The organism is Mycobacterium deserti (genome assembly GCF_025345615.1).
Classification (GTDB): Bacteria; Actinomycetota; Actinomycetes; order Mycobacteriales; family Mycobacteriaceae; genus Mycobacterium; species Mycobacterium deserti.
The window spans coordinates 308,698-333,614 of the sequence record NZ_JAODWD010000005.1; the positions used below are offsets into that span (position 1 = coordinate 308,698).

30 protein-coding genes are annotated in these 24,917 nt (G+C 67.5%); 18 read left to right on the forward strand and 12 right to left on the reverse strand.

Annotated elements, in window-relative coordinates:
• Positions 1-10 precede the first annotated feature (10 nt).
• Positions 11-547 (reverse strand): Rv3235 family protein, encoded by a 537-nt coding sequence (locus tag N4S67_RS27995; protein WP_313959972.1) that lies wholly within the window; start codon positions 545-547, stop codon positions 11-13.
• Positions 548-714: 167 nt separating this feature from the next.
• Here N4S67_RS27995 and N4S67_RS21310 point away from each other — a divergent pair, with 167 nt between their 5' ends.
• The 5 genes from N4S67_RS21310 (at position 715) to N4S67_RS21330 (ending at position 6,982) form a co-directional block, all read left to right on the forward strand.
• Positions 715-2,124 carry a WS/DGAT/MGAT family O-acyltransferase gene (locus N4S67_RS21310; RefSeq protein WP_260995009.1) on the forward strand — a complete coding sequence of 470 codons (1,410 nt, stop codon included), beginning with the start codon at positions 715-717 and terminating at the stop codon, positions 2,122-2,124.
• A gap of 60 nt (positions 2,125-2,184) precedes the next feature.
• A complete protein-coding gene (locus N4S67_RS21315) occupies positions 2,185-3,924 on the forward strand; it encodes a BCCT family transporter (protein ID WP_260995010.1) in 1,740 nt (579 codons plus the stop codon).
• A gap of 16 nt (positions 3,925-3,940) precedes the next feature.
• The gene (locus N4S67_RS21320) at positions 3,941-4,435 is read left to right on the forward strand and encodes a DUF6912 family protein (protein WP_390893468.1); all 495 of its coding nucleotides are present in this window, start codon (positions 3,941-3,943) and stop codon (positions 4,433-4,435) included.
• 72 nt (positions 4,436-4,507) lie between these two features.
• A complete protein-coding gene (locus N4S67_RS21325) occupies positions 4,508-5,674 on the forward strand; it encodes a ferredoxin reductase (protein ID WP_260995011.1) in 1,167 nt (388 codons plus the stop codon).
• 69 nt (positions 5,675-5,743) lie between these two features.
• Positions 5,744-6,982: a fatty acid desaturase family protein gene (locus N4S67_RS21330; protein WP_260995012.1), complete on the forward strand. Its 1,239-nt coding sequence runs from the start codon at positions 5,744-5,746 to the stop codon at positions 6,980-6,982.
• Positions 6,983-7,006: 24 nt separating this feature from the next.
• Here the strand turns inward: N4S67_RS21330 and N4S67_RS21335 are convergent, their stop codons facing one another.
• The 3 genes from N4S67_RS21335 to aroA all read right to left on the reverse strand — a co-directional run bounded on the left by N4S67_RS21335 (position 7,007) and on the right by aroA (position 10,056).
• On the reverse strand, positions 7,007-7,648 hold the full coding sequence (locus N4S67_RS21335) for a class I SAM-dependent methyltransferase (protein ID WP_260995013.1): 642 nt from the start codon (positions 7,646-7,648) through the stop codon (positions 7,007-7,009).
• A 105-nt stretch (positions 7,649-7,753) separates the two neighbouring features.
• Positions 7,754-8,743 carry a ribosome small subunit-dependent GTPase A gene (gene rsgA / locus N4S67_RS21340; protein WP_260995014.1) on the reverse strand — a complete coding sequence of 330 codons (990 nt, stop codon included), beginning with the start codon at positions 8,741-8,743 and terminating at the stop codon, positions 7,754-7,756.
• On the reverse strand, positions 8,740-10,056 hold the full coding sequence (gene aroA / locus N4S67_RS21345; protein WP_260995015.1) for a 3-phosphoshikimate 1-carboxyvinyltransferase: 1,317 nt from the start codon (positions 10,054-10,056) through the stop codon (positions 8,740-8,742). Before aroA ends, rsgA begins: the two co-directional genes overlap by 4 nt.
• A 36-nt stretch (positions 10,057-10,092) precedes the next feature.
• On the opposite strand from aroA, the gene N4S67_RS21350 reads away from it, so the two are divergent.
• The 8 genes from N4S67_RS21350 to N4S67_RS21385 all read left to right on the forward strand — a co-directional run bounded on the left by N4S67_RS21350 (position 10,093) and on the right by N4S67_RS21385 (position 16,129).
• Positions 10,093-10,851: an SOS response-associated peptidase gene (locus N4S67_RS21350; protein ID WP_260995016.1), complete on the forward strand. Its 759-nt coding sequence runs from the start codon at positions 10,093-10,095 to the stop codon at positions 10,849-10,851.
• Positions 10,848-12,389 carry a DUF7782 domain-containing protein gene (locus N4S67_RS21355; RefSeq protein ID WP_260995017.1) on the forward strand — a complete coding sequence of 514 codons (1,542 nt, stop codon included), beginning with the start codon at positions 10,848-10,850 and terminating at the stop codon, positions 12,387-12,389. Before N4S67_RS21350 ends, N4S67_RS21355 begins: the two co-directional genes overlap by 4 nt.
• Before the next feature lie 39 nt (positions 12,390-12,428).
• Positions 12,429-13,025 (forward strand): TetR/AcrR family transcriptional regulator, encoded by a 597-nt coding sequence (locus N4S67_RS21360; protein WP_260995018.1) that lies wholly within the window; start codon positions 12,429-12,431, stop codon positions 13,023-13,025.
• Positions 13,022-13,852 (forward strand): enoyl-CoA hydratase/isomerase family protein, encoded by an 831-nt coding sequence (locus tag N4S67_RS21365; protein WP_260995019.1) that lies wholly within the window; start codon positions 13,022-13,024, stop codon positions 13,850-13,852. The genes N4S67_RS21360 and N4S67_RS21365 overlap by 4 nt, the downstream gene beginning before the upstream one ends.
• A gap of 118 nt (positions 13,853-13,970) precedes the next feature.
• The gene (locus tag N4S67_RS21370; RefSeq protein WP_260995020.1) at positions 13,971-14,192 is read left to right on the forward strand and encodes a hypothetical protein; all 222 of its coding nucleotides are present in this window, start codon (positions 13,971-13,973) and stop codon (positions 14,190-14,192) included.
• Positions 14,189-15,052, forward strand: coding sequence for an oxygenase MpaB family protein (locus N4S67_RS21375; protein ID WP_260995021.1), 864 nt, complete (start codon positions 14,189-14,191; stop codon positions 15,050-15,052). The genes N4S67_RS21370 and N4S67_RS21375 overlap by 4 nt, the downstream gene beginning before the upstream one ends.
• A 2-nt stretch (positions 15,053-15,054) precedes the next feature.
• The gene (locus N4S67_RS21380; protein WP_260995022.1) at positions 15,055-15,297 is read left to right on the forward strand and encodes a hypothetical protein; all 243 of its coding nucleotides are present in this window, start codon (positions 15,055-15,057) and stop codon (positions 15,295-15,297) included.
• Positions 15,298-15,358: 61 nt separating this feature from the next.
• The gene (locus tag N4S67_RS21385; RefSeq protein ID WP_390893470.1) at positions 15,359-16,129 is read left to right on the forward strand and encodes a YqjF family protein; all 771 of its coding nucleotides are present in this window, start codon (positions 15,359-15,361) and stop codon (positions 16,127-16,129) included.
• A 6-nt stretch (positions 16,130-16,135) separates the two neighbouring features.
• Here N4S67_RS21385 and N4S67_RS21390 read toward each other — a convergent pair whose 3' ends face one another.
• Positions 16,136-16,993: an SDR family oxidoreductase gene (locus tag N4S67_RS21390; RefSeq protein WP_260995024.1), complete on the reverse strand. Its 858-nt coding sequence runs from the start codon at positions 16,991-16,993 to the stop codon at positions 16,136-16,138.
• A gap of 9 nt (positions 16,994-17,002) precedes the next feature.
• The gene (locus N4S67_RS21395) at positions 17,003-17,494 is read right to left on the reverse strand and encodes a YbaK/EbsC family protein (protein WP_260995025.1); all 492 of its coding nucleotides are present in this window, start codon (positions 17,492-17,494) and stop codon (positions 17,003-17,005) included.
• Between the two features lie 184 nt (positions 17,495-17,678).
• Between N4S67_RS21395 and N4S67_RS21400 the strand changes: the two genes are divergently transcribed.
• Together N4S67_RS21400 and rsrA are read left to right on the forward strand one after the other, a co-directional pair.
• Complete coding sequence (locus tag N4S67_RS21400; protein WP_260995287.1) at positions 17,679-18,338, forward strand: sigma-70 family RNA polymerase sigma factor; 660 nt, start codon at positions 17,679-17,681, stop codon at positions 18,336-18,338.
• The gene (gene rsrA, locus N4S67_RS21405; RefSeq protein WP_260995026.1) at positions 18,335-18,634 is read left to right on the forward strand and encodes a mycothiol system anti-sigma-R factor; all 300 of its coding nucleotides are present in this window, start codon (positions 18,335-18,337) and stop codon (positions 18,632-18,634) included. The genes N4S67_RS21400 and rsrA overlap by 4 nt, the downstream gene beginning before the upstream one ends.
• Before the next feature lie 15 nt (positions 18,635-18,649).
• Here rsrA and N4S67_RS28080 read toward each other — a convergent pair whose 3' ends face one another.
• Positions 18,650-18,724 (reverse strand): 50S ribosomal protein bL37, encoded by a 75-nt coding sequence (locus N4S67_RS28080; protein ID WP_085976515.1) that lies wholly within the window; start codon positions 18,722-18,724, stop codon positions 18,650-18,652.
• 142 nt (positions 18,725-18,866) lie between these two features.
• Between N4S67_RS28080 and N4S67_RS21410 the strand changes: the two genes are divergently transcribed.
• Complete coding sequence (locus N4S67_RS21410) at positions 18,867-19,082, forward strand: biotin/lipoyl-binding carrier protein (protein ID WP_006245864.1); 216 nt, start codon at positions 18,867-18,869, stop codon at positions 19,080-19,082.
• A 37-nt stretch (positions 19,083-19,119) separates the two neighbouring features.
• Positions 19,120-20,607, forward strand: a complete 1,488-nt coding sequence (locus N4S67_RS21415) for a sensor histidine kinase (protein WP_260995027.1) — start codon at positions 19,120-19,122, stop codon at positions 20,605-20,607.
• Between the two features lie 193 nt (positions 20,608-20,800).
• Here N4S67_RS21415 and whiB1 read toward each other — a convergent pair whose 3' ends face one another.
• Entirely contained in the window at positions 20,801-21,055 is a 255-nt protein-coding gene (gene whiB1 / locus N4S67_RS21420) for a transcriptional regulator WhiB1 (protein ID WP_015305418.1), read from the reverse strand.
• A 237-nt stretch (positions 21,056-21,292) separates the two neighbouring features.
• Complete coding sequence (locus N4S67_RS21425; protein WP_260995028.1) at positions 21,293-22,258, reverse strand: diacylglycerol/lipid kinase family protein; 966 nt, start codon at positions 22,256-22,258, stop codon at positions 21,293-21,295.
• Positions 22,259-22,308: 50 nt separating this feature from the next.
• On the opposite strand from N4S67_RS21425, the gene N4S67_RS21430 reads away from it, so the two are divergent.
• On the forward strand, positions 22,309-22,734 hold the full coding sequence (locus N4S67_RS21430; protein WP_260995029.1) for a hypothetical protein: 426 nt from the start codon (positions 22,309-22,311) through the stop codon (positions 22,732-22,734).
• Here N4S67_RS21430 and N4S67_RS21435 read toward each other — a convergent pair.
• The 3 genes from N4S67_RS21435 to N4S67_RS21445 are packed head-to-tail and all read right to left on the reverse strand — an operon-like array spanning position 22,689 to position 24,903.
• Positions 22,689-23,168: a GNAT family N-acetyltransferase gene (locus tag N4S67_RS21435; RefSeq protein WP_260995030.1), complete on the reverse strand. Its 480-nt coding sequence runs from the start codon at positions 23,166-23,168 to the stop codon at positions 22,689-22,691. The genes N4S67_RS21430 and N4S67_RS21435 overlap by 46 nt on opposite strands.
• Positions 23,165-24,262 (reverse strand): isochorismate synthase, encoded by a 1,098-nt coding sequence (locus tag N4S67_RS21440; protein WP_260995288.1) that lies wholly within the window; start codon positions 24,260-24,262, stop codon positions 23,165-23,167. The genes N4S67_RS21435 and N4S67_RS21440 overlap by 4 nt, the downstream gene beginning before the upstream one ends.
• Complete coding sequence (locus tag N4S67_RS21445; RefSeq protein WP_260995031.1) at positions 24,259-24,903, reverse strand: acid phosphatase; 645 nt, start codon at positions 24,901-24,903, stop codon at positions 24,259-24,261. The genes N4S67_RS21440 and N4S67_RS21445 overlap by 4 nt, the downstream gene beginning before the upstream one ends.
• Positions 24,904-24,917 lie beyond the last annotated feature (14 nt).

A 24,917-nucleotide genomic window follows, 5' to 3' on the forward strand; every position in this document is an offset into this window, starting at 1 on the left:
GCCGGCGCGGTCAACCGACCTGCAGGGCGACAACGCGCCAATTGCCGCCGGTGAGCGCGATGCGCGCGGCGAGCGCGCGCACGCGTGCGCCGCGCGTGTAGGTCGCGAACACCTCGGCTGCCTCGCCGTCCCGGTCGTCGACCATGCGCACTCGCACGCGATGTAACCGGGCTGCGGCGTTGTGCGGCGATCGGGTCAGCTCGAGCACGGTGTCGATCAACGCGGGCGTCACCAGCGGACGCAGCTGCGCGACGGGTCGGCGCCGGTCGATCACTTCGAGGATGCGGCGCAGCGCAGTGTCGGCGAACACGACAGCTACGCGCGGGGGTGCGGGTTCGCGGGCGGGGGCGGGCACCACCGGACGCCGGGGTCGGCCGTTCGAAGGGCACGGAGATGGACGAGTGGTGCGTCGGCGCAGCGAAGCGGACGTCGGTGGCGGGCACGGCGGGGCGGCCGGGACCGAACCCACCGGCCGCGGTTCGTAATCGATGACCGGACAGACCAACACCGCCTGCTCCGACGGGATCTTTGATGCAGTCACTTCCATGCTCTCCAGCGGTCGACGAGACGGGACGCATCTGCCGGAGAGTCGCAGACCTGTTCATGATCCCACGGCTGGCAGGGGGTTCGACGCACCCGTAATGCGCGATGCCAGGAACGGCCGATACCGTACGGAGGCTGGGAGTTCGGCACACACAGGGAGGCGGCGCGGCGATGGTCACCAGATTGTCGGCGTCCGATGCGTCATTCTTCGGTCTGGAGAATTCGGCCACCCCGATGTACGTCGGATCGCTGTCGATTCTGCGAAGGCCGCGCCACGGCCTGAGCTACGAATCGTTGCTTGCCACCGTCGAACAGCGCCTGCCGCAGATTCCGCGCTATCGGCAGAAGGTGCGCGAAGTGACGCTCGGCCTGGCCCGTCCGGTGTGGGTCGACGACCGCGACTTCGACATCACCTACCACATCCGCCGATCCGCGCTGCCGTCGCCGGGCAGCGACGCCCAACTGCACGACCTGGTCGCCCGTCTGGGCTCGCGCCCGTTGGACAAGTCGCGTCCGCTGTGGGAGATGTACCTCGTCGAAGGACTGGCGCGCAACCGCGTCGCCCTCTACACGAAATCTCACCAGGCCCTCGTCAACGGTATGACGGCGCTCGAGATCGGACACGTCATCGCCGATCGGACCCAGAAGCCGCCGGAGTTCGGCGAGGACATCTGGATACCGGCCCGCGAGCCGAGCGACCGTCAACTGCTGCTCGGCGCCGTGGGGGAGTGGGTGACCCGACCGGCCGACCAACTCGGTGCAGTGCGGACGGCCATCACCGAGACCGCCACCAACGCAGGGCATCTCGTCGACATCGGCCGTCGATTCATCGACGTGGCCCGCACCGTGGCCCGAGGCACCGCACCGAACAGTCCGCTCAACACCACGGTGTCGCGCAACCGGCGTCTGACCGTCGCCAGCGGGCGGCTCGAGGACTACCGCATGGTGCGGGCGCGCTACGACTGCGACGTCAACGACGTCGTGCTCGCGGTGGTGGCCGGCGCGCTGCGCAACTGGTTGATCTCGCGCGGTGAGCCGGTGACGACGACGACCACCGTGCGCGCCATGGCGCCGATGTCGGTCTATCCGGAGACCGACCACGAAGCGGCCGGGCCGGGCCAGGCCATCAGCGAGGTGTCGCCTTTCCTGGTCGACCTGCCTGTGGGGGAGGGCAACGCTGTGGTGCGACTGTCGCAGATCGCGCACGCCACCGAGTCGCATCCGACCGCCGCCAGCCTGGTCGACGCCCGGACCATCGTCACGTTGTCCGGCTTCGCGCCGCCGACGTTGCACGCCATGGGGATCCGCGTTGCCACCGGGTTCTCGGCACGGCAGTTCAATCTGTTGATCACCAACGTGCCTGGCGCCCAGCACCAGATGTACGTCGCGGGCACCAAGCTGCTCGAGACGTACTCGGTGCCACCGCTGTTGACCAATCAGACGCTCGCCATCGGCGTCACGTCGTACAACGGCATGATCTATTTCGGCATCAACGCCGACCGCGACGCGATGAGCGACGTCGACGTGCTGCCCGGCCTGCTTCGCGAAGCGCTCGATGAACTGCTGGAAGCCGCGCAGTAACCCGTTCGTTTCCGTTGCGGGATTGACGGGTGAACCTTTGCGGGGTCGAATTGGCTCACCATGACAATCAGCCCAGAGACGAAGAAGACCCAGAAAGCCAAAGCCGCGACCGGGCGCGCGCTGCGCTCACCCACCAATACGGCCATTCCGCATCCCGTCCTCGACGTCGATTTCGATCGGGCCGAGCAGAAGCGCCGTCGCGGTATCGACTGGGTTGTATTCGGGGTCACCGCCGCGATCGCGGTCGCATTTCTCGTCTGGGGTGGCGTGAGCACGACGACGCTCGCCGACGCCTCCAGCGCTGGACTGGCCTGGGTGATGACCAACGTCGGCTGGTTCTTCGTCCTCACCGCGTCCGGCTTCGTCGTGTTCGTGCTCTGGTTGGCGATCAGTCGATACGGCGACATCCCCCTCGGCCGAGACGACGAGGAGCCGGAGTTCCGGACCGTGTCCTGGATCGCGATGATGTTCAGCGCAGGCATGGGCATCGGCCTGATGTTCTACGGCGTCGCCGAACCGCTCACGCACTTCGTCACCCCGCCGCCGGGCACCGGCGCACCGGGCAACGACGAAGCGGCCGCCACCGCGATGGCCACCACCTTGTTCCACTGGACGCTGCACCCCTGGGCGATCTACGCCGTGGTGGGCCTGGCGATCTCCTACGGCGTGTACCGCAAGGGCAGGTTCCAGTTGATCAGCGCGGCCTTCGAGCCGCTCATCGGTGAGCGCGCCAACGGCGGCTGGGGCAAGGTCATCGACATGCTGGCGATCTTCGCCACGTTGTTCGGCTCGGCGGCGTCGCTCGGCCTCGGCGCACTGCAGATCAGCAGCGGACTCCAGATCGTGGCCGGCATCGGTCAGACCGGCAACGCCGTGTTGATCGGCATCATCGCCATACTGACCGTGGCGTTCGTATTGTCCGCGGTTTCCGGTGTGGCCAAGGGCATTCAGTGGCTGTCCAACATCAACATGGTCCTGGCGTTGGTCCTGGCCCTGTTCGTGTTCGTCGTCGGCCCGACGGTGTTCATCCTGAATCTCATCCCCACCTCGGTCGGGAGTTATCTGCAGGAGCTGGCGATGATGTCGGCGCGCACGGGCGCCGAAGGGGGCGACGTCAACGACTGGCTGCAGTCCTGGACCGTCTTCTATTGGGCGTGGTGGCTGTCGTGGACGCCGTTCGTCGGCATGTTCATCGCGCGCATCTCGCGAGGCCGCACCATTCGGCAGTTCGTCGCCGGTGTGCTGCTGGTGCCGAGTGTCGTGTCGCTGTTCTGGTTCTGCATCTTCGGTGGCGCCGCGATCCGCGAACAGCAGCAGGGCGTCGACGTGGTCGGTGACGGCAGCTCAGAGGGGCAACTCTTCGGACTCCTCGAGCAGTATCCGCTGGCCACCGTCGCCAGCGTGCTGGTGATCATCCTCGTGGCGATCTTCTTCGTCTCCGGGGCGGACGCCGCCTCGATCGTCATGGGGTCACTGTCCGAACGCGGATCGATGAACCCGTCGCGGCCGACGGTGATTTTCTGGGGCGTCGCCACCGGTGCCGTTGCCGCGGTGATGCTGCTGCTGGGCGGCTCCGATGCTCTTACCGGGCTGCAGACCATCACGATTCTGGCCGCCGTGCCGTTCGTCATCGTCATGGTGTTGCTCTGCGTGTCACTGATGAAGGATCTGCGGACCGATCCGCTGGTGGTGCGCAAGCGGTACGCCGAGGAAGCTGTCGACTCGGCCGTCGTCACCGGGGTCACCCAGCACGGCGACGACTTCGTCATCGCCGTCGAGAAGGATCCGGCTGCCCAGTAGCGGCTAACCTCGCCAGGTGCACGTCTACGTTCCGGCGACCCTGGCCATGCTGCAGTCGCTCGTCGCGGATGGAACGTTGCGCGCGGTGAACGGCACCGCGTTCGCCGTGACGCCGACGCTGCGGGAGTCCTATGCCGAAGGCGATGACGACGAGTTGGCCGAGGTAGCGCTGCGCGACGCGGCGTTGGCGTCGATGCGGCTGCTGGCCGACGGCGGCTCTGAGTTGGCGCCGCGGCGCGTGGTGCTGGTGGTCCGTGCCGAGGACGCGAAGCCGCGGCCGGACCTCGACGACGCGGTCGTGCGGCTGTCGAGTCCGGTGGCGTTCGCCGACGTGGTGGCCGCCTACGTCGACAATGCCGACGCCGAAGCCGCGGTGCTGACCGCCGTCGAGGTCGTCGACGCCGCCGATCTGGGCGACGAGGATGCCGAACTGGCCGTCGGCGACGCCCAGGACCACGATCTGGCCTGGTATGCGCCGCAGGAACTGCCGTTTCTGCTGGACCTGCTCTAGGTCCTCGCCGCCCTAGGCTCTGAGCCTCTTGGGACTGGATACGCAAGCGTAAGTTACGGTAGCGTAGGTTGCATGGCCAAGAACCACGTCAAAGTCTCGGCCAACGTCGCCGACACCATGCGCCCGAAGGTCGCGGGAGCCGACAAGCATCCCGGGTGGCACGCCCTGCGCCGACTGGCCGAACGCGTCACCACGCCCTTGCTGCCGGACGACTATCTCAAGCTCGCCAATCCGTTGTGGTCGGCACGCGAACTGCGTGGCCGTGTCGTCGAGGTCCGTCAAGAGACTGTGGACTCGGCCACGCTGGTGATCAAGCCGGGGTGGGGCTTCACCTTCGACTACGACCCGGGCCAGTACATCGGCATCGGGTTGCTGGTCGACGGGCGGTGGCGGTGGCGGTCGTACTCGCTGACCTCGAGCCCTGTGGCCGGAGCCACGCGGACAGCGACATCGCGCCGGGCCAGTCGCACCATCACGATCACGGTCAAGGCGATGCCCGAGGGGTTCCTGTCGACCCACCTGGTCGGCGGGGTGGCGCCAGGCACGATCGTGCGGTTGGCCGCGCCGCAGGGCAACTTCGTCATGCCCGACCCGGCACCGGCGTCGGTGCTGTTCCTCACCGGCGGCTCGGGCATCACACCGGTGATGTCGATGCTGCGGACGCTGGTGCGCCGCGACCAGATCACCGACGTGGTGCACTTGCATTCAGCGCCGACGGAATCGGATGTGATGTTCGCCGACGAACTCACGGCGTTGGGGCACAGCCACGACGGGTACCGCCTGCGGGTGCGCGCCACCAAGACCGAGGGTCGCCTCGACCTGTCGCGGCTCGACGAGGAGGTGCCCGACTGGCGCTCGCGCCAGACGTGGGCGTGCGGCCCCGAGGGCATGCTCGACACGGCTCAGAAGGTGTGGACCGACGCCGGCATCGCCGATCGTCTCCATCTCGAGCGCTTCGCGGTGTCCAAGGCGGCGGCGCACGGGCAGGGCGGCACCGTGGAGTTCGCGCGCAGCGGCAAGAGCAAGAGTGTTGACGCGGCGACGTCGTTGATGGATGCCGGCGAAGAGGCCGGAATCAGGATGCCGTTCGGCTGTCGAATGGGTATTTGTCAGTCATGCGTGGTGGGACTGCTCGACGGGCACGTGCGTGACCTGCGCACCGGCGTCGAGCACGAGGCCGGCTCCCGCATTCAGACGTGCATTTCCGCAGCATCGGGCGATTGCGTGCTTGATGTCTGAGGTTTACTGGCTGGTAACCTACGGGTACGTAGGTTACGGTAGCGTAGGTAAGCGAGAGGAGGCCTGACGATGGCAATCACAGACGTTCCGGAATTCGCGCATCTGACTGATGCGGACATCGAGAGTTTGGCCGTTGAGCTGGACGCGATCCGCCAGGACATCGAGGACGACCGCGGTGACCGCGACGCGCGCTATATCCATCGCACCATTGCGGCTCAGCGGGCACTCGAGATCGCCGGCCGCGTGATGCTGGCGGCGAGCTCCAAGCGCTCGGCATGGTGGGCCGGCACCCTGACCCTCGGCGTCTCCAAGATCATCGAGAACATGGAGATCGGCCACAACGTCATGCACGGCCAGTGGGATTGGATGAACGATCCCGAGATTCACTCCTCGACGTGGGAGTGGGACATGAGCGGCTCGTCCAAACACTGGCGCTTCACCCACAACTTCATGCATCACAAGTACACCAACATCCTGGGCATGGACGACGATGTGGGCTACGGCCTGATCCGCGTCACTCGTGACGCCAAGTGGAAGCCGTTCAACCTCGGCAACCTGCTGTACAACACGATCCTGGCACTCGGGTTCGAGTGGGGCGTCGGACTTCAGCACGTCGAGCTCGGCAAGATCTTCAAGGGCAGAGACAACCGGGACGAAAGCAAGATCCGGGCCCGTGAGTTCGCCCTCAAGGCGGGCGCGCAGGTGGTCAAGGACTACGTCGCCTGGCCTGCTGTGACGGCGCTGTCGCCGGGCGCGACGTACAAGTCCACCCTGAAGGCCAACGCGGTCGCCAACGTAATCCGCAATGTCTGGGCCAACGCCGTGATCTTCTGCGGCCACTTCCCCGACGGCGCAGAGAAATTCACCAAGACCGACATGGTCGGCGAGAGCAAGGGGCAGTGGTACCTGCGCCAGATGCTCGGCAGCGCCAACTTCGAGGGCGGCCCGTTGCTGCGGTTCATGAGCGGCAACCTGTGCCATCAGATCGAGCACCACCTGTATCCGGACCTGCCGAGCAACCGGCTGCACGAGATCTCGGTGCGGGTGCGTGAGATTTGCGACAAGTACGACCTGCCGTACACGACGGGCTCGTTCCTGCTGCAGTACGGCAAGGCGTGGCGGACCATCGCCAAGCTGTCGCTGCCGGACAAGTACCTCAGCGCCACGGCCGACAACGCGCCGGAGACCCGCAGCGAGCGGATGTTCGCCGAACTCGAGCCGGGCCAGCGGCGCGGACTTCGGTCGGCGATGGCCGCAGTGCGGGAACGCCGCCGCGAGAAGCGCGTCCAGCGTCAGCTCGCCGCCTAGCGCGCCGTCCTGCTCCGCGTGGGGTCAGACCTTTCGGGCGATGAGGTAGGCGTGCGGTGTGGATTCGAAGCCGTCGTCGTTGGGTGCCCGCACGGTGCCCGCGTACGGTTCCAGGCCGGCCTGCTCGAGTAGGTGTGCGACGGCGTCGGGCTGCCGCCGGTAGAACGTCAGCGCCACCTGCTCGCCGAACATCTCCTTGAACATGCGGGGGCGGTCGCCCACCTGAAAGGCAAGCATTGCCCACCCGCCGGGTCGCAACACGCGGCGGAACTCCGAAAGGACGTGCGGCAGTGCCTCATCGGGGATGTGAATCACCGAGTACCAGGCGCAGACCGCGTCGAGTTCGTCATCGGCGAAGTCCAGCTGCGTCATCGAGCCGATCCGGAAACTCAGCTGCGGGTTGAGCCGCCGCGCCTCGGCGATCATGTTGGCGGACAAGTCGATACCGACGACATTGAGTCCGCGGTCAGCGAGGATGCGGGTGGCTGCTCCGGTGCCGCAGCCGATGTCGGCGATGGTGGCGCCTGGCGTAAGCAGTCCGGCGAAACCGGTCAGCATGGCCGTGTCGAGCGGCCTGTCGTCCAGATGACCGTGGAAGTGGTCGGCATACGAGGCGGCGGTCAGGTCGTAGCCGTCGCGCGTGTCCCGCAGGAAGTTTTCGGTCACCGACCGCACTTTACGGGCACATGACGGCCGCGCGCGTGCGCGAAATGCGGTGACGCCCTGGCGTGTCGGTGTGAATGCGCACACCCGCGACAAGCGGGTGGGGGGTTAGTACGCGGCCGTCTCGTGCAACGCCGCGAGCAGCCGTCGCGCCGCGGCGACTCGGCCGGCGGCGGCGCCTGACAATGCGTCCAGCGCACATTCCGGGTCCGCAGGCGGACCCATGTGACCGCAGCCGCGAGGGCAGTCCATGATGGCGTCGGACAAGTCGGAGAACGCCAGCATCACGTCGTCGGGCTCGATGTGCGCCAGCCCGAACGACCGGATGCCCGGCGTGTCGACCACCCAGCCGCCCAAGCTCAGCGGCAAAGCCACCGACTGCGTCGAGGTGTGTCTGCCTCTGCCGATGTCGGTGACCTCTCCGGTGGCTCGATCCGCCTTCGGCACAAGCCGATTGACCAACGTCGACTTGCCTACACCCGAATGTCCGAGCAGGACCGTCACCTTGTCGGCGAGCAGGGGCGACACCACGTCGAGAGCGTCTTCACGTCCGGCGGTGCAGATGGTCAGGTCGAGGTCGGCGAACTGAGCGGCGAAGGGCTCCGGCGGGGCGAGGTCGGTCTTCGTCAGACACAGGATCGGTTGGAGGCCGCCGGCGTAGGCGGCGATCAGTGCCCGCTCGACCAGGCCGGTGCGCGGCGGCGGATCCGCCAGCGCCACGACCATCAGCAGCTGGTCGGCGTTGGCGACGATGACGCGTTCGGCCGGATCTGTGTCATCGGCAGTGCGCCGCAACACTGTTCGTCGCTTCGAGCGCCGCACGATACGCGCCAACGTGTCCGGCTTGCCCGACACGTCACCGACGATGTCGACGTCGTCGCCGACGACGATCGGTGTGCGCCCGAGTTCGCGGGCGCGCATCGCGGTGACCACCCGATCCGGATCGCGGCCGAGGGCACACCCCCAGCGGCCGCGGTCGACGGTGACGACCATGGCTGCCTGGGCGTCGGCGTGATCCGGACGGGTCTTGGTCCGCGGTCGCGAGCCTCGGCCGGGTCTGACCCGGACGTCGGACTCGTCGTACTCGCGGGGACTCAAGTCGTTTGACCCGCCAACATGTCGGCCCACAACTGCGCGAAGTTCGGCAACGTCTTCGCGGTGGTGCCGATGTCCTCGACTTCGACGCCGGGCACCCGCAACCCGACGATCGCCCCCGCGGTGGCCATCCGGTGATCGGCGTAGGAATGCCACAGCCCGCCGTGCAGCGGTCGCGCGGTGATCACCAGCCCGTCGGGCGTCTCCTCGCAATGCCCACCCAGGCCGTTGATCTCAGCGGACAGCGCCGCCAGCCGGTCGGTCTCGTGCCCGCGGAGATGGGCTATGCCGCGAAGCTGCGACACCGAACCGTCGGACGCCAACGCCGCAAGGGCTGCTACAGCCGGTGCCAGCTCGCCGACGTCGTTCAGGTCGACGTCGAATCCGCCGTAAACCTGGGTTCCCTGGACTTCGAGGAACGAATTGCCGTTCTGCACAACACAACCGAGTTTCTCCAGAATCGCCTGAACTTCGGCGGCCGGCTGCATGCTGACCTCGGGCCAGCCGGTGATGCGCACACTCCCGCCGCTGACGACCGCGGCGGCCAGGAAAGGCACGCCATTGGACAGGTCGGGCTCGATGTCCCAGTGCCTGGCCGCAATCGCCCCCGGTGACACCCGCCACCGGTTGGACTGGGCGTCATCGACGTCGACGCCTGCGGTGCGCAGCATCGCCACGGTCATCGCGATGTGCGGCGCCGACGGCACGGAGCCGCCGGTGTGCACGACGGTCAGCCCGTTGTCGAATGCCGCGGCCGACAGCAGCAGTCCGGAGACGAACTGCGAGGAGGCCGACGCGTCGATCTCGACCGTCCCGCCGGCCACCGCCCCGGTGCCGCGCACCACGAACGGCAGGCCGTCGCCGTCGATGTCCACCCCGATGCCGCGCAACGCGTCGAGCAGCGGCGTGATGGGTCGGCTGCGGGCCTGCTCATCGCCGTCGAACTCGACCGTCGCCGCACCCAGCGCCGCGACAGGAGGAACAAAGCGCAGCACCGTCCCGGCGAGTCCGCAGTCCACCCGCGCGCCCTGCTGTGGCGCGATCGTTGCGCTGATCGTCAACTCGGTGTTGTCGCCGTCGACGGCGACGCCAAGGGCCCGCAGCGCATCGATCATCAGGTCGGTGTCGCGGCTGCGCAACGCTCCGCTCACCGTCGACACGCCTTGCCGGGTGGCCAGCGCCGCAAGGACCAGCGCCCGGTTGGTCTGCGACTTCGACCCCGGCACGGTGACGGTCGCGTGCACGGGACCTGCGGTTGTCGGCGCCGGCCACGTACCGTTCTGCTCCTCGCGTGCGCGGTTCGTCACGCCGTCCATCCTGCCCTGTCGGGCCAGCGTGCCACCATGGGATCCATGTGCGGGCGATTCGCGGTGACCACCGATCCGGCGCTGTTGGCCGAGAAGATCCAGGCGATCGATGAAAGCACGGCGGCCAGCGGCGGTAAGGCCTCTCCCGCCCCCAACTACAACGTGGCGCCGACCACCACGATCAGCACGGTGGTCAAGCGGCACACCGAACCCGAAGACGAGTCGACGCGCCGCGTCCGGCTGATGCGCTGGGGGCTGGTGCCGCCCTGGGCCAAGACGGCCGACGACGGCGGGCCGGACACCAAGGGCCCACTACTGATCAATGCGCGCTCCGAGAAGGTCAGCAGTTCCCCGGCTTTCCGCAACTCGGCCAAGAACAAGCGGTGCCTGGTGCCGATGGACGGCTGGTACGAATGGCGCGGCGAAAAGGGTTCCAAGACGCCGTTCTACATGTTCGGCGCCGACGGCGAGCCGCTGTTCATGGCGGGTCTGTGGTCGACGTGGCGCCCCAAAGAGGCACCGAAAGATGCGGCGCCGCTGCTGAGTTGCACGATCATCACCACCGACGCGGCGGGTCCGCTGGCCGAGATCCACGACCGGATGCCGTTGACCATCAGCCAGTCCGACTGGGACCGGTGGCTGGACCCCGACGCGCCGATCGACGAGGGTCTGCTGCGCGGGCACGGCGACCTCGACCGCATCGAGGTTCGCGAGGTCTCGCGACTGGTCAACAGTGTCCGCAACAACGGCCCTGAGCTGATCGACCCGGTGGAGCCCGAAGCCCGGCAGGGCACCCTGCTTTGACGCCGGGACCGTCTCGGCCGCTGCACTCGGCCGCTGTCGTCGACGCGCTCGCTGCCGATCTGCGCAGCGCCGGGTACACCACCGACGGCGTCACCGAACTGCTGGGCGCCGACGCCAGCGCGGCATTCAGCAGAGGCCTGTGGTGGTCGGCATTGCGCGCCACCGACCGGGCGGCGCCGGACCGACAGCGGCTCGCCGTTCTGGTGCGGCTGTTCCTGCTCGGCGCCGACGAACCCCGCGAACGTGTCGCCTCTGCGATGCCCACCGTCGGCCTCGACGCCCTGACCGCAAACGGCGTCGTCGAAGTCATCCCGGCGGGGGCTCCTGGTTCGCCACGGGAGGAGACGCTTCGAGCCACGCTGGACATCCGCCCGCACAGCGACGGCGCGAGCGAGTTCCTGGTCGTCTCGGATCAGGACGCCGCACTGCGCGCGGGTCCGCTGCGCCGCGATCACGTCCTCGGTATCGGCGGCGCGTCGGTGTCGTTGGCCCACGCCGTCGTGCGCACGCCCGTGCGCCGTGCGCTGGACCTCGGCACCGGATGCGGCATCCAGGCGCTGCATCTGGCCGCGCACTGCGCGGACATCGTCGCCACCGACACCAACGAACGGGCGCTGGCGCTGGCCGCGGCGACGGCGCGGCTCAATGGCATGACGTGGGATCTGCGGCACGGCAGCCTGTTCGAACCAGTGTCGGGCGAACGCTTCGATTTGATCGTGTCGAATCCGCCCTTCGTCGTGGGCGTCGGTGCCCTCGACTACATGTACCGGGACTCGGGCATGGTTGGAGATGCGCTGTGTCAACACCTTGTCGAGCGGACGGCCGCGCATCTCGAGCCCGGCGGCACCGCGCAGATCATGGCGAACTGGATTGTGCGCGACGAGGACTGGCGCGACCGCGTCCGCGGCTGGCTGGCCGGCACCGGGTTGCACGCCTGGGTCGTGCAGCGCGAGTTCGCCGATCCGGTGAGCTACGTGTCGCTGTGGACGTCTGACGCCGGTGAGTCGCCCGAGCAGGCGGCGCGGCGCGGCGGGCAGTGGCTGGACTGGTTCGAGGCCGAAGGCATTGCAGGCGTCGGGATGGGCATGATCACGCTGCGTGCCCCGCGCGCCGACGAGGACCGCGCCCCTGATCAGGTCCTCGAGGAGATCACAGCCGCTGACGAGGCGTTGACCGGACCCGAGGTGGCCGCCTTCTTCGCCCGCCGCGAATACCTGCACGACACCACGGACGAACAACTTCTTGCGGCCCGGTTCTCGACCGCGCCCGTCTTCCTCGACGAGCAGTCGCTGCCGGGGGGCGACGGCTGGCAGATCGTTGGGGCAGCGGTCCGACGTCCCGGCGGGCCAGGAGCCGTGATCGGCGTCGACGAGGTGTCCCGGGCGCTGCTGGCGGGCTGTCGCGGCGAGGTGGCGCTCGGCACGCTGATCGACCTTCTCGCCGCCGTCCACGGCGTCGACAGCGACGCATTGGCAACCGCGGCGCTGCCGGTGGTCCGTGAAGCCATCGGGCGGGGCATCCTTCACCAGGCGCAGTGACCCTACCGAGGAATCCTCTGTTCGAGTAGAATAATCCTCGTGCCAAGGGCCGCGAAGACGTCCGATGCGCGTGAGCGGCTGCTGCGGGTCGCGCGGCGCAGGTTCGCGCACGACGGCGCCCTGGGTCCGACGCTCGACGAGGTCCGGCGCGAAGCCGAGGTCAGCGTCGGCGCCCTGTACCACCACTTCCCGGACAAACCCGCCCTCGCCGCGGCGGTGTACGCCCAGCTGATCGCCGAGTACCAAACCGGATTCATCGCGATGCTGCGCGGGCACGCGGATGCCGAGGGTGGCGTCCGGGGCGGGGTCGCCTACCACCTGGAGTGGGTGACCGAACACCGAGGCGAGGCGCGATTGCTACTCGGCGACCGCCTCGACAGCGCACCGCTGCGCGACGCGAACCGCGAGTTCTTCTCAGCGGTCCGCGACTGGTGGCGCCCGCACCACACCTACGGTGCGCTGCGCCCCATGCGGCTCGGCCTGACGGCCGCATTGTGGCTGGGGCCCGCACAGGAATACAGCCGCTACTGGCTTTCCGGCGGCGAAACCACCATGTCGAGTGACGCCGTCGACACCTTCGCCACCGCAGCGTGGAAGGTGTTGCGCGCCAACGCTACCGAGGAGGACAACCGATGACCGCTCAACCGCTGTACCGCTCGATGGTCGCCGATGGCGACGACCCTGACGCACCGCAACGGGTTCGCGTCGACCACCGGGGCGACCGGGCGATCGTCACGCTCGATGAGTCCGACCGCCTCAACGTGTTGTCGGCGCCCCTGGTTCGGCAGCTACGGCGGGCCCTGCAGGACCTCGACGCCGATGCCGATGTCCGCTCGGTCATCGTGACCGGCGCCGACCCCGGCTTCAGCGCCGGTGGTGACCTGGTAATGATGCAGGCCGCCGTCGACCAGCGGGACGCGCCGGAAGGCGTCGCCGACGTGTGGCGGTGGATCCGACGCGAATTCGGCGGCATCGCCCGGCTGATCGCGGGGTCCGACACGATCTTCATCGCCGCGCTCAACGGCGCGGCGGCCGGCGTCGGACTCGCGTGGGCGTTGACGTGCGATCTGGTCATCGCCAGCGAGCGCGCGGTGATCGTGCCCGCCTTCGGCCGCCTCGGCCTGATTCCCGAGGTGGGCACCAGCTGGGCGCTCACCCGCCACCTCGGCTATCAGGGCGCGCTCGCCTACTACCTGCGCGGCGAGCACATCGACGCGCAGGCCGCACTTCGGCTCGGACTCGTGCAGGAAGTCGTTGACCACGAACGCCTGCTGGCCGCGGCCGACACGTGGTGCGAGCGGATCGCGGCGTTACCGCCGCACGCGGCGGCGATGACCAAACCCCTGCTGCGCGCGGCAGCCGACGCCGACTGGAACTCTGCTCTGACGCTGGAGGAGTTCGCCGAACCGACGTGCTTCACCACCGCCGCGTTCGCCGACAACGTGAGAAGCATGCTCAAATAGCCGACAGCCGTTCACATGGACGGGCTAATTCCTTGATTACTCGCCTGAATTCTCCCTCGGTTCGCAAATAGTCATTAACATAATGCCGCGGGTCAGACGGAACTGAGAGGGTCGAGGCATGGTCAATGCGCTGAAACGGGTCATGAGTTTCGAGATGACCATCGCCGAATGGATCGGCACGGCGATCATGCTCGCCGCCCCATATCTGCTTGTGGGTGTGGTGTGGACGGTGACGCACTCCGAGCAGCTCCACGCGACCGGCGCTGCTCGTGTCGTCTCGATCATCGGGTCGATTGCGAACTGGCCCGCCTTGGTCTTCTCGACGGTGTGCGCGGCATGATCGACGCCGGCTACCGCATCTCCGTTCGTCGGCGAACCGCGCGCTGGGACGCCGAACCGGTGACGGCCCGCGAGGCCATGGATTTCTGGGCGTTCGCGGCAGGCGCAGCCAATGTGATCATGCAGCTCTCGTGGCCCGAGGTGGGACACGGCGTCGCGGAGAGCACGGTGGACTCGGGCAACCTGCTCAAGCATCCATGGAAGAGGGCGAGGACGACATTTCAGTACCTCGCCGTGGCCGTCATCGGCACAGAGCAGGACCGCGTCGCATTCCGCGAAGCGGTCAACACCGCGCACCGCCACGTCAAGTCGACCGCCGCCAGCCCGGTCCGGTACAATGCTTTCGACCGCGAGCTTCAGATGTGGGTCGCCGCTTGCCTTTTCGTCGGGCTGGAAGACACGTATCAGTTGCTGCGCGGCGAGATGACGCCTGAGCAGGCCGAGCAGTTCTACCGATCCGCCTGGCCGCTGGGCACCACCCTGCAGGTCACCGAGGATCAGTGGCCACCCACGCGCGCGGCGTTCGACGACTACTGGAGGGCCGCGTGCGGCCGCGTCGAGATCGATGACCGCGTTCGGGCTTATCTCCTCGACCTCGTCAACCTTCGGATGATCAATCCGCTTCTGGCGCTGCCGTTCCGGCCACTGCTGAAGTTCCTGACCGCCGGCTTCCTCGCGCCCACGTTCCGCGATGCGCTGGGATTGTCGTGGGGCGACTTCCGGCAGCGCCAATTCGAGAACCTGTTCCTGCTGGTCGCTTTCGTCAACAGGTTCCTGCCCGTGTTCGTCCGACAGGGCGGTAGCTACATCCTGCTAGCAGATGTGCGCCGCCGGGTCCGACAACACCGCGCGCTGGTGTGAGCATGCTGCGCCGGATATTGAGTCGCCGGGTCAGTGTCGAGGCGATGCTCGAGTTCGCGATGTGGCTCGCGCTGCCCTACCTGACCATCGGCCTGGTGTGGGCGTTCTTCGACGCCGAACAGGTGCACCTCATCGACGCCGCACTGCGGAACCGGATTCCGGCAGGCTCAGACGTCGGAGCGTTCGTGTTGACCGCGGCGTCGTGGCCGGCCAGGGTGTTCGGTTTCGACCTCTGCGTGGGGTGACAATGCTCGGCATCGCCAGTCATATGGCACCACCGTCAGACGGCGGTGGTGTCACCATAAAGTGGTGACGGGCACTTCACGTCCAGCCGATGGCGGTGAGGACGAATCGCTGTCGGGGTTTCCCGTCGTCGCGCCGCCGGTGCCGCGCCCGGTGTTCACCGAACAGCGCTGGTTTGAGCTGACTTTCGTGCATTGGCCGGTTGACCCGGTCACCGTCACGCACCTGTACCCGGCGGGCACGCGGCCTGATGTGTTCGCAGACGGGCTCACCTACGTCGGGCTGGTGCCGTTCACCATGAGGGACACCAGGGTCGGTTCGATCCTGCCGCTGCCGTATTTCGGCACCTTCGCCGAGACGAATATCCGGCTGTACTCGATCGACGATGCCGGTCGCCACGGCGTGGTGTTCCGATCGCTGGAGACCACACGCCTGGCGGTGGTTCCCGTGAGCCGGGTGCTGCTCGGCATTCCGTACACCTGGTCGAAGATGCGCGTCACGCGGTCAGCGGACCTGATCACGTACGACAGCGTCCGACGATGGCCGCGGCGGGGACTGCGCAGCAAGCTCAGCGTGCGGATCGGTGCCCAAGTGAGGGCTACGCCACTGGAGATCTGGCTGACGGCCCGATGGGGCGCCCACACCCGCAAGGCGGGGCGCACCTGGTGGGTGCCCAACGAGCACGACCCGTGGCCGTTGTGCTCTGCGGAGATCATCGAGTGCGACGACGAACTGCTGCAAGCTGCGGGCGTGGACCCCGCGGGCCCGATGCTCCGGCCGCTGTTCACCACCGGAGTTCACGCCCGGTTCGGCCGCCCGAGCATTGTCGCGTGACGGTCGCTAGGGCGCCGAATATCCCGGCGGGTTGGGTGTGTCAACCCACAGGTCGACGCCCAGTTCGGAGCCCGGGACGCAGTCGTACACCGACAGGTCGTCGACGCCGTTGGCGACCAGCACGTCCTCACACAGCAGGCTCTGGCCGGTGTATTCGCGGGCCGGTTTGTTGAGGATGACGTACGCGGCGTCGGCGTAGACGTCGGGCTTACGCGCGCGGCCCATCGCCTCCTCGCCGCCGAGCAGATTCTGCACCGCCGCGGTCGCCACCATCGTTCGCGGCCACAGCGTGTTCGAGGCGATGCCTTCGCCGCGCAACTCCTCGGCAAGTGCTAACGCGCACAACGACATTCCGTACTTGGCCATCATGTAGGCGGTGGGCGTAAGCCATTTAGGCTCCAACCGGATCGGTGGCGACAACGTCAAGATGTGCGGGTTGTCGCGGCCCGTCATGTGCGGAATGCAGGCCTGCGACACCGCATACGTGCCGCGCACCTGGATGCCGTTCATCAGATCGAACCGCTTGAGCGGCACCTCGGTGACGGAACCGAGGTTGATCGCCGAGGCGTTGTTGACGCAGATGTCGATGCCGCCGAACTGCTCGACGGTCTGGGCCACCGCGGACGTCACCGAGTCGCCGTCGCGGATGTCGCCGACGATCGGCAGCGCCTGCCCGCCGGCCTCCTCGAGTTCCTTGGCCGCCGTGTACACGGTGCCGGGCAGCTTCGGGTGCGGCTCGGCCGTCTTGGCGATCAGCGCGATGTTGGCCCCATCGGCGGCGGCGCGCTTGGCGATCGCCAGCCCGATGCCGCGGCTGGCGCCGGAGATGAACATGGTTTTACCGGACAACGACGTCTGTGCCATGGCCTCACCCTAGGGCGCGCGGATATTCGCGGTGACCGCGTGGGTCAGCCGCACGAGATCGCGCGGGTCAAGGGCGATCTCCAGCCCCCGCCTGCCTGCGCTGCACAGCACCCGGTCCCAGCGCAGTGCCGAAGCGTCGACAACGGTCGGTAACGGCTGGCGCTGCCCCAGAGGGGAGATGCCGCCGGTCACGTAACCGGTCGCGCGTTCGGCGGCGACGCGATCGGCCATGGTCGCCTTCGAAACGCCCAGCGCCGCCGCGGCCGCCTTCAGTGACAGCTTCGCCGGCACGGGCAGCACCGCAACACCGAGACCCCCGGATGACGCCACCACCAGCGTTTTGAGGACCTGCTCGGGCCGGGTCACGAGGTCGCGGGTGAGCTCGGCGACGGCCTCCTCGCCGAACGAGGCATGACGCGGATCGTGGCGATACTGCAGTACCTCGTGAGGAACGTCGGCGGCGACCAGTGCCGCGATCGCCCGGGTCGCCGCGCGTGCCACCGGTTCAGCGTAGTGCGGGAACAACCGCGGCCGTCCCTGCTGTTATTGGGTGCAGTTCGGCCCACGAAACGGCCGTGTCGGTTATTGCCTCTACGATCGAAGAAAGGGGTCTTTGGTGCCTGCCATTTGCCTGGAGCCTCCCGTGGACCTACCGGGCCTGTTTGGCGGTGCCATTACAGAAGGGATGGTGTTTCCCACCATGACCGATACGACGCCGGCGGCGTCGGCGCCCGAACGCCAGGAGACCGACGCCGAACTGACCGCCCGGTTCGAGCGCGACGCGATCCCACTGCTCGATCAGCTGTACGGCGGCGCGCTGCGCATGACCCGCAATCCGGCCGATGCCGAGGACCTGCTTCAGGAAACGATGGTGAAGGCCTACGCGGGCTTCCGCTCGTTCCGGGAGGGCACCAACCTCAAGGCGTGGCTGTACCGAATCCTGACCAACACCTACATCAACAGCTACCGCAAGAAGCAACGGCAGCCCTCCGAGTATCCGACCGAGGAGATCACCGACTGGCAGCTCGCGGCCAACGCCGAGCACTCGTCGACGGGTCTGCGCTCGGCGGAGGTCGAGGCGCTCGAGGCGCTTCCGGACAACGAGATCAAAGAAGCCCTGCAGGCGCTGCCGGAGGATTTCCGGATGGCGGTGTACTACGCCGACGTCGAAGGCTTCCCCTATAAGGAGATCGCCGAGATCATGGAGACGCCGATCGGGACGGTGATGTCCCGGCTGCACCGGGGCCGTCGCCAGCTGCGCGAACTGCTGGCCGACGTGGCCAGAGACCGTGGCTTCCTACGCGAGAATCGACCGCTCGATGCGCCTGAGGAGGTGTCGTCATGAGCTCGTCGGACGAACGCTGGACACCGCCGATCGGCCCCGTCGATCCCGAGCATCCCGAGTGCGCGGCGGTGATCGCCGAGGTGTGGACGCTGCTCGACGGTGAATGCACGCCGGAGACGCGCGACAAGCTCAAGCACCATCTCGAGGAATGTCCGGCGTGCCTGCGCCACTACGGCGTCGAGGAGCGGGTGAAGGGTCTGATCGCCAAGAAGTGCGGCGGAGAGAAGGCTCCCGAGAGTCTTCGCGAGCGGTTGCGCATCGAGATCAGCCGCACCACGATCATCCGTGGCGGCTGATACGGAAAAGCGCCCCTAGGAGTTGGGGCGCTTTCCGTGGTTTGCCTTCGAGTGCTTGCGGTCGCGTTTCTTGCGGCCTCGCTTGGCCATGTCGAACCTCCGTTGTGTTGTGCTTGGCCCCCATTCTCTCACGGCCCGGCGGCGGCACCGAAAACCCGTCGCTGTGGTTCGATAGGAGCCGACAGACAGGCGGAGCCGGCTGGCTGCGACATAAGACTCCGAAGGGGTGAAGATGGCCGAGGACGTTCGCGCCGAGATCGTGGCCAGTGTGCTCGAGGTCGTGGTTCACGAGGGCGATCAGATCGGTGAGGGCGACACCCTGGTGCTCCTGGAGTCGATGAAGATGGAGATTCCGGTGCTGGCCGAAGTGGCAGGCACCGTCAGCAAGGTCAGCGTTTCGGTCGGTGACGTCATCCAGGCCGGCGATCTCATCGCCGTGATCAGTTGACCCGGGTACCAACCCGCGGTACGGAGTAAGACCCTCGATGTCCACCCTCGGTGACCTGCTCGCCGAGAACACCATGCTGCCCGGCAATGCCGTCGACCACCTGCACGCGGTGGTCGGGGAGTGGCAACTGCTGGCGGACCTGTCGTTCGCCGACTACCTGATGTGGGTGCGCCGCGACGACGGCGCGCTGGTGTGTGTGGCGCAGATCCGGCCCAACACCGCGCCGACCGTACTGCTGGCCGACGCCGTTGGCACCGCCAACAGCGCCGAAGAGATGCCGGTGGTCGCCGACGCTTTCGCCTCCGGCGCCATCGGCAGGCAAACCCCAGCGGGACAACAGGATTCGTTCGGGTTGAACGTGGAAGCTGTGCCTGTGCGATACAAGAACGATGTCGTCGCGGTGCTCACCCACAAGACCGCGCTGGGCGACCGCAATGCCAGTCCCTTGGAGAGTGCGTATCTCGACTGCGCCAGCGACCTTCTGCTCATGCTGTCCGAGGGCACGTTCCCCAACGTGGGCGATCTCGCGATGTCGAGATCCAGCCCGCGTGTAGGCGACGGCTTCATCCGACTCGACGAGACCGGTGTCGTCACGTTCGCCAGCCCGAATGCAATTTCGGCATATCACCGGATGGGCCTTTCGGCCGAATTGGAGGGCCACAACCTCGTCACGGTGACCCGACCGCTGATCTCCGACCCGTTCGAGGCCCAGGAGTTGGCCAACCACGTGCGTGACTCGCTGAGCGGCGGGTCGAGCATGCGCATGGAGGTCGACGCGGGCGGCGCCGCTGTGCTGCTGCGCACGCTGCCGCTGGTGGTACACGGCGCCGCCGTCGGCGCGGCGGTCCTGATCCGCGACGTCACCGAGGTGAAGCGCCGGGACCGGGCGCTGTTGTCCAAGGACGCGACCATCCGCGAGATCCACCACCGGGTGAAGAACAACCTGCAGACGGTGGCGTCGCTGTTGCGGCTGCAGGCGCGGCGCACCAACAACGCCGAGGGCCGGGAAGCGCTGATCGAGTCGGTGCGACGGGTGTCGTCCATCGCGCTGGTGCACGATGCGCTGTCCATGTCGGTCGACGAGGAGGTCAACCTCGACGAAGTCGTCGATCGAATCCTGCCGATCATGAACGACGTTGCGACCGTTGATACGCCGATCCGGATCAATCGCGTCGGCGACCTCGGGGTGCTCGACGCCGACCGCGCCACCGCCATGATCATGGTCATCACCGAGCTGGTGCAGAACGCGATCGAGCACGCCTTCGACACGTCCACCCGTCAAGGCTGCGTGACGATCCGCTCGGAGCGCTCGGCGCGCTGGCTCGACGTCGTCGTTCATGACGACGGCCGCGGGCTGCCCGCCGGGTTCAGCCTGGAGAAGTCCGACAGTCTGGGACTGCAGATCGTGCGGACATTGGTGTCGGCGGAGCTGGACGGGTCGCTGGGTATGCACGAATCGGCGACCGGGGGTACCGATGTGGTGCTGAGGGTGCCGATCGGCCGCCGCGGCCGAGCCGCGCAGTAGGGCACCGCGGCCGAGCCGCGCAGTAGGGCACCGCGGCCGAGCCGCGCAGTAGGGCACCGCGGGAAACGTCACGAATTGTGACCAATTTCGCAAAACACCATTCAGCCAACGCAAATTGGCTTAATTGCATTTGCACAGATTTACGGCCCCGACAAACGTCGGGGCCGTAAATGTTTAGCTGTGGCCGCTGAGCCTAGACTCCGCTGCGGGCCTTGGTCCGCGCATTGCGCCGCTTGAGTGCGCGCCGCTCGTCCTCGCTCATACCGCCCCACACGCCGGCATCCTGCCCGGAATCCAAAGCCCAGGTGAGGCACTCGGTGGTGACGGGGCAGCGATTACAGACGAGCTTCGCGTCAGCAATCTGCGCGAGCGCCGGGCCGCTGTTTCCCACCGGGAAGAACAGTTCCGGATCTTCGTCGCGACAAACCGCCTTGTGGCGCCAATCCATAAGACCTAACTCCTAACTGTGTGCGCAGCAGGGCGCACGAGTATTTCTTCGGCTGTTAACGCGTGCACGTGAAATGTTTCTGCACTGTTGCTTCCGATGCTGTCACAGGCTGAACAGATGTCAATACTGGTCAGTTAACAAGTGCGCAATGTCACTTGCGCGCCTCGTTACCTAGCCCCTTACCCGTTTGTACTAGACTCAACCCACCTGCGCTCTTCTTCGCGCAGACGAATGTGATCAGTGCAGCTCAGAGACGTTTTCTGCGGGCGGCGCCACTACGGCGACCGCGTTGGGGACGGCCTTGAACGTGACTTCTTCGCGCAACCCCAGGTAATCGCCGTCGATCTGGCACGCCACCGGCGCCTCGCTGGTGATGCGCAGCCACGGCAGGTCGTCGTCGCGGATCAGGTGCTTGGCTTTGATCGCCGCCTTCTGCGACAGCATTCGCCGCACCAGAGCCAGGTTGGCCCAGACGTTCATGCTGGTCGTGGCGAACACGCCCAGGCCGGTCTCGAAGGTCGTATGAGGGTTGGTCCACACGGGCCTGGTGTTGGCATAGGTCCACGGGCTGGAGTTCGACACGAACGCGAAGTGCACGCCGGAGACGGACTCGCGGTCAGGCAGGTGCAAGGTCAGCGACGGTTCCTTGCGGCTGTTGGCCAGCATCTCGCGGATAGCCACGCGGATGTAGCGCGACGCGGTCACCTTGCGACCTTTGTTGCGCTGCGCCTCGACGGCGGCGACCACATCGCCGTCCACGCCCATGCCCGCGGTGAACACCGCCCACCGCTCCCCGCAGTCCATCAGCCCGATCCGCCGCCAGATTTTGCGTCGCCGGTACTCCGTCAGCAGGTCCACGAGCTGGTTGGTGGCCTCGATCGGGTCGGGGCTGATGCCGAGAGCGCGGGCGAACACGTTGGCCGACCCGCCGGGCACCACACCGACCGCAGGGGCGGGCGCACCCGGTCCTGCGACCTCCATGATCCCGTTGACCACCTCGTTCACCGTTCCGTCGCCGCCGTGGACGATCAGCACGTCGACGCCGTCACGGGCCGCGTCCCGGCCGATCTCGATGGCGTGCCCGCGGTGGTCGGTGTGGGTGACGGTCAGCTTGACCCTGCTCTCCAGCGCGTGGGCCAGAAGATCGCGCCCGGCGGGCGTCGTCGACGTCGCATTCGGATTCACGATCAGCACGGCGCGCACAGAGGATGACCCTATCTGTTCGGGCACTGCTGCCCTCTACGCTCGACGTCGTGAACGTTCCCTCACCTGCAGCCGTGCGCCAGGCGGGCGCCGTGGTGGCCCTGCAGGGCACAGCCCTTGTCGTCGTCGCGGCGACGCTGGTGGTGCGCCACCTCGCCGGTACCGAGGACCCGCCGTGGCTGTCCGGCTACGGCACCGCCGGCTGGTTCGCGATCATGGGGTCGGCGCTGCTCGCAGCCGGCTGGGCGTTGTGGACCGGGCGGCGCTGGGGCCGCGGCATCGCGGTGTTCGCCCAACTGCTGCTGTTGCCCGTCGCCTACTACATGGCCGTCGGATCGGGCCAGTGGCTCTACGGCATACCGGTCGGACTGATCGCTATCGCCACGCTGGGGCTGCTGTTCAGCAGGTCGACTTTGGAATGGCTGGGCGCTCAGGATCCGGCCAGTGCCGACAGATCCGAGCCCGACACCCGGTAGGTGATCCACTCGTTCTGCGGCTTGCCGCCGACGGCGTCGTACAGAGCGATCGCGTCGACGTTCCAGTCCAGCACCACCCAGGACAACCGCGTGTAACCGTGGTGAAGGCATTCACGCGCCAGCGTCGCAAGCAGTTTGCGGGCCAGGCCGCGTCTGCGGAACTGCGGACGCACGAACAGGTCCTCGAGGTGGATGCCCGCGACGCCGTCCCACGTCGAAAAGTTCCGGAACCACAACGCGCCGGCCGCGGCCTGACCGTCGACCTCGACGAGGTGACCCTGCACCGTTGCCGGGTCGCCGAAAAGTCCCTCGTGCAATTGCTTTTCGGTGACGGTGCACTCATGTGCGGCGCGCTCGAACTCGGCCAGCTCGTGGATCATCGCCGTCAGTTCGACCTCGTCGCCGGGCCGTGCGCGGCGGATGAGCTCGCTCATGTCTGGACTCCGAGCGCCGACAGGATGGTGTTGAACTTCGCCGTTGTCTCGTCGACTTCCTCGTCCGGGTCGGATTCGGCGACGATGCCGCCACCCGAGTACGCGTCGGCGGTGCGGCGGTCGGCAGCCAGTTGCGCGCACCGGATGGACACCACCCAGCGCCCGTCGCCGCGCTGGTCACACCAGCCCACCGCGCCCGCGTAGAAGCCCCGGTCGCCCTCGAGCTCCTCGATCAGCTCTGTAGCGGCGGTCACCGGCACCCCGCCCACCGCGGGTGTCGGATGCAGGGCTAGAGCCAGATCCAGTGCAGTGCAGGAGCTTTCGCGTAATCTTCCGGAGATCACGGTCTTGAGGTGCCATACCGCCGTGGTCTTGGTCAACTCCGGCTCGGAAGCGATCCGCAGATCGGTGCACAGCGGATCCAGCGCCGCACGCATCGAGTCCACCACCAACTGATGCTCGTGGCGGTTCTTCGCCGACTGGGCAAGCGCTGCGCCGTTGGCTTCGTCGGCCTGCGGGTCGGGCAGCCGCGGCGCGGAGCCGGCGAAGGGTGCGCAGAGCACGCGTTCACCACGGCGGGCCACCAACAGTTCAGGGCTGGCGCCGACGAGCGCGGAGCCCGAGTAGCCGCCTCCGGCGGGGGTCAGGTCGACGAGATAGACATTGGCGCCTGCGTCGTCCGCCATCAGGCGGTCGACGACGGTGCGCGCGTCGAACCGGCCGTCGGCAGCCACCCGCAAGGCCCTCGCGAGGACCACCTTGTGCAGTTCGGTGTCCGGGTCGCGCAGGCGCTGCAGCGCGATCGCGATGCGCCGACGGTGCTCGTCCGGATCGGGCCGGGTCTCGGCGATCCGCGCCGTCGGCAGCTCACGCACCGGCCATGCGGGTAACACGTCCAAAAACTGCACGGACTGCGGGCGGATCAACGCGGCGGGCTTCGTGGTGTCGAACGGCAATGCGCCCAAAATGATTGGGGTGCTGTGCGATGCGAGTGCAGCGCGGGCGTCGGCGAGCCGCGGGAACGCGGTGTGCACGCCCTCGGCGACGACGGCGCTCCCGGCGGACGCGAGGACGAACGAGGGTTCGCGGGTCACGTCGGCTTGCACGGGTGAGGGTATCCCGTGAGTCCGAGTGCGCTGATCTGGCGCACGCCATGTTCGAAGGCGCACACCGCGATCGACGCGGGCGCCATCGCGAACCTGATGCCATCCGACACCGGGCGCCCGATCCAGCGCGTCACGACCGCGCGCGAGAAGTGTCCGTGCCCGACGAACACCACGTCGCGAGTCTGCATGTGCCGCAGAGCGGTTGAGATAGCGCGATCAGCGCGATCGCTGACGTTCTCGACGCTCTCGCCGCCCGGGGAGCCGTGAGTCCAGATCAGCCAGTCGGGGACTTGCTCGCGGATCTGGGCCGTGGTCAAACCTTCGTAGTCGCCGTAGTCCCATTCGGCGAGCTCGGGGGAGACCTCGGCGACGGTCAGGCCGGCCAGCTCCGCGGTCTCGCGTGCGCGCCGCCGGGGGCTCGACACGACCAGCGGATCGTGCAGCTCCAGTTCGGCCAGCGCGTCGACTGTCAGCTTGGCCCGGTCCCGTCCGGTCTCGGTGAGTTCGAGCTCGGTGCGGCCGGTGTGACGGCCCGATTTGGACCACTCCGTCTCGCCGTGGCGCAGGAGGAGTAGGCGATGCCGCTCGACACCTTCGTCTGCTCTTCGCCCAATCGGCTCATCGCCCACGACACTCGATTCTG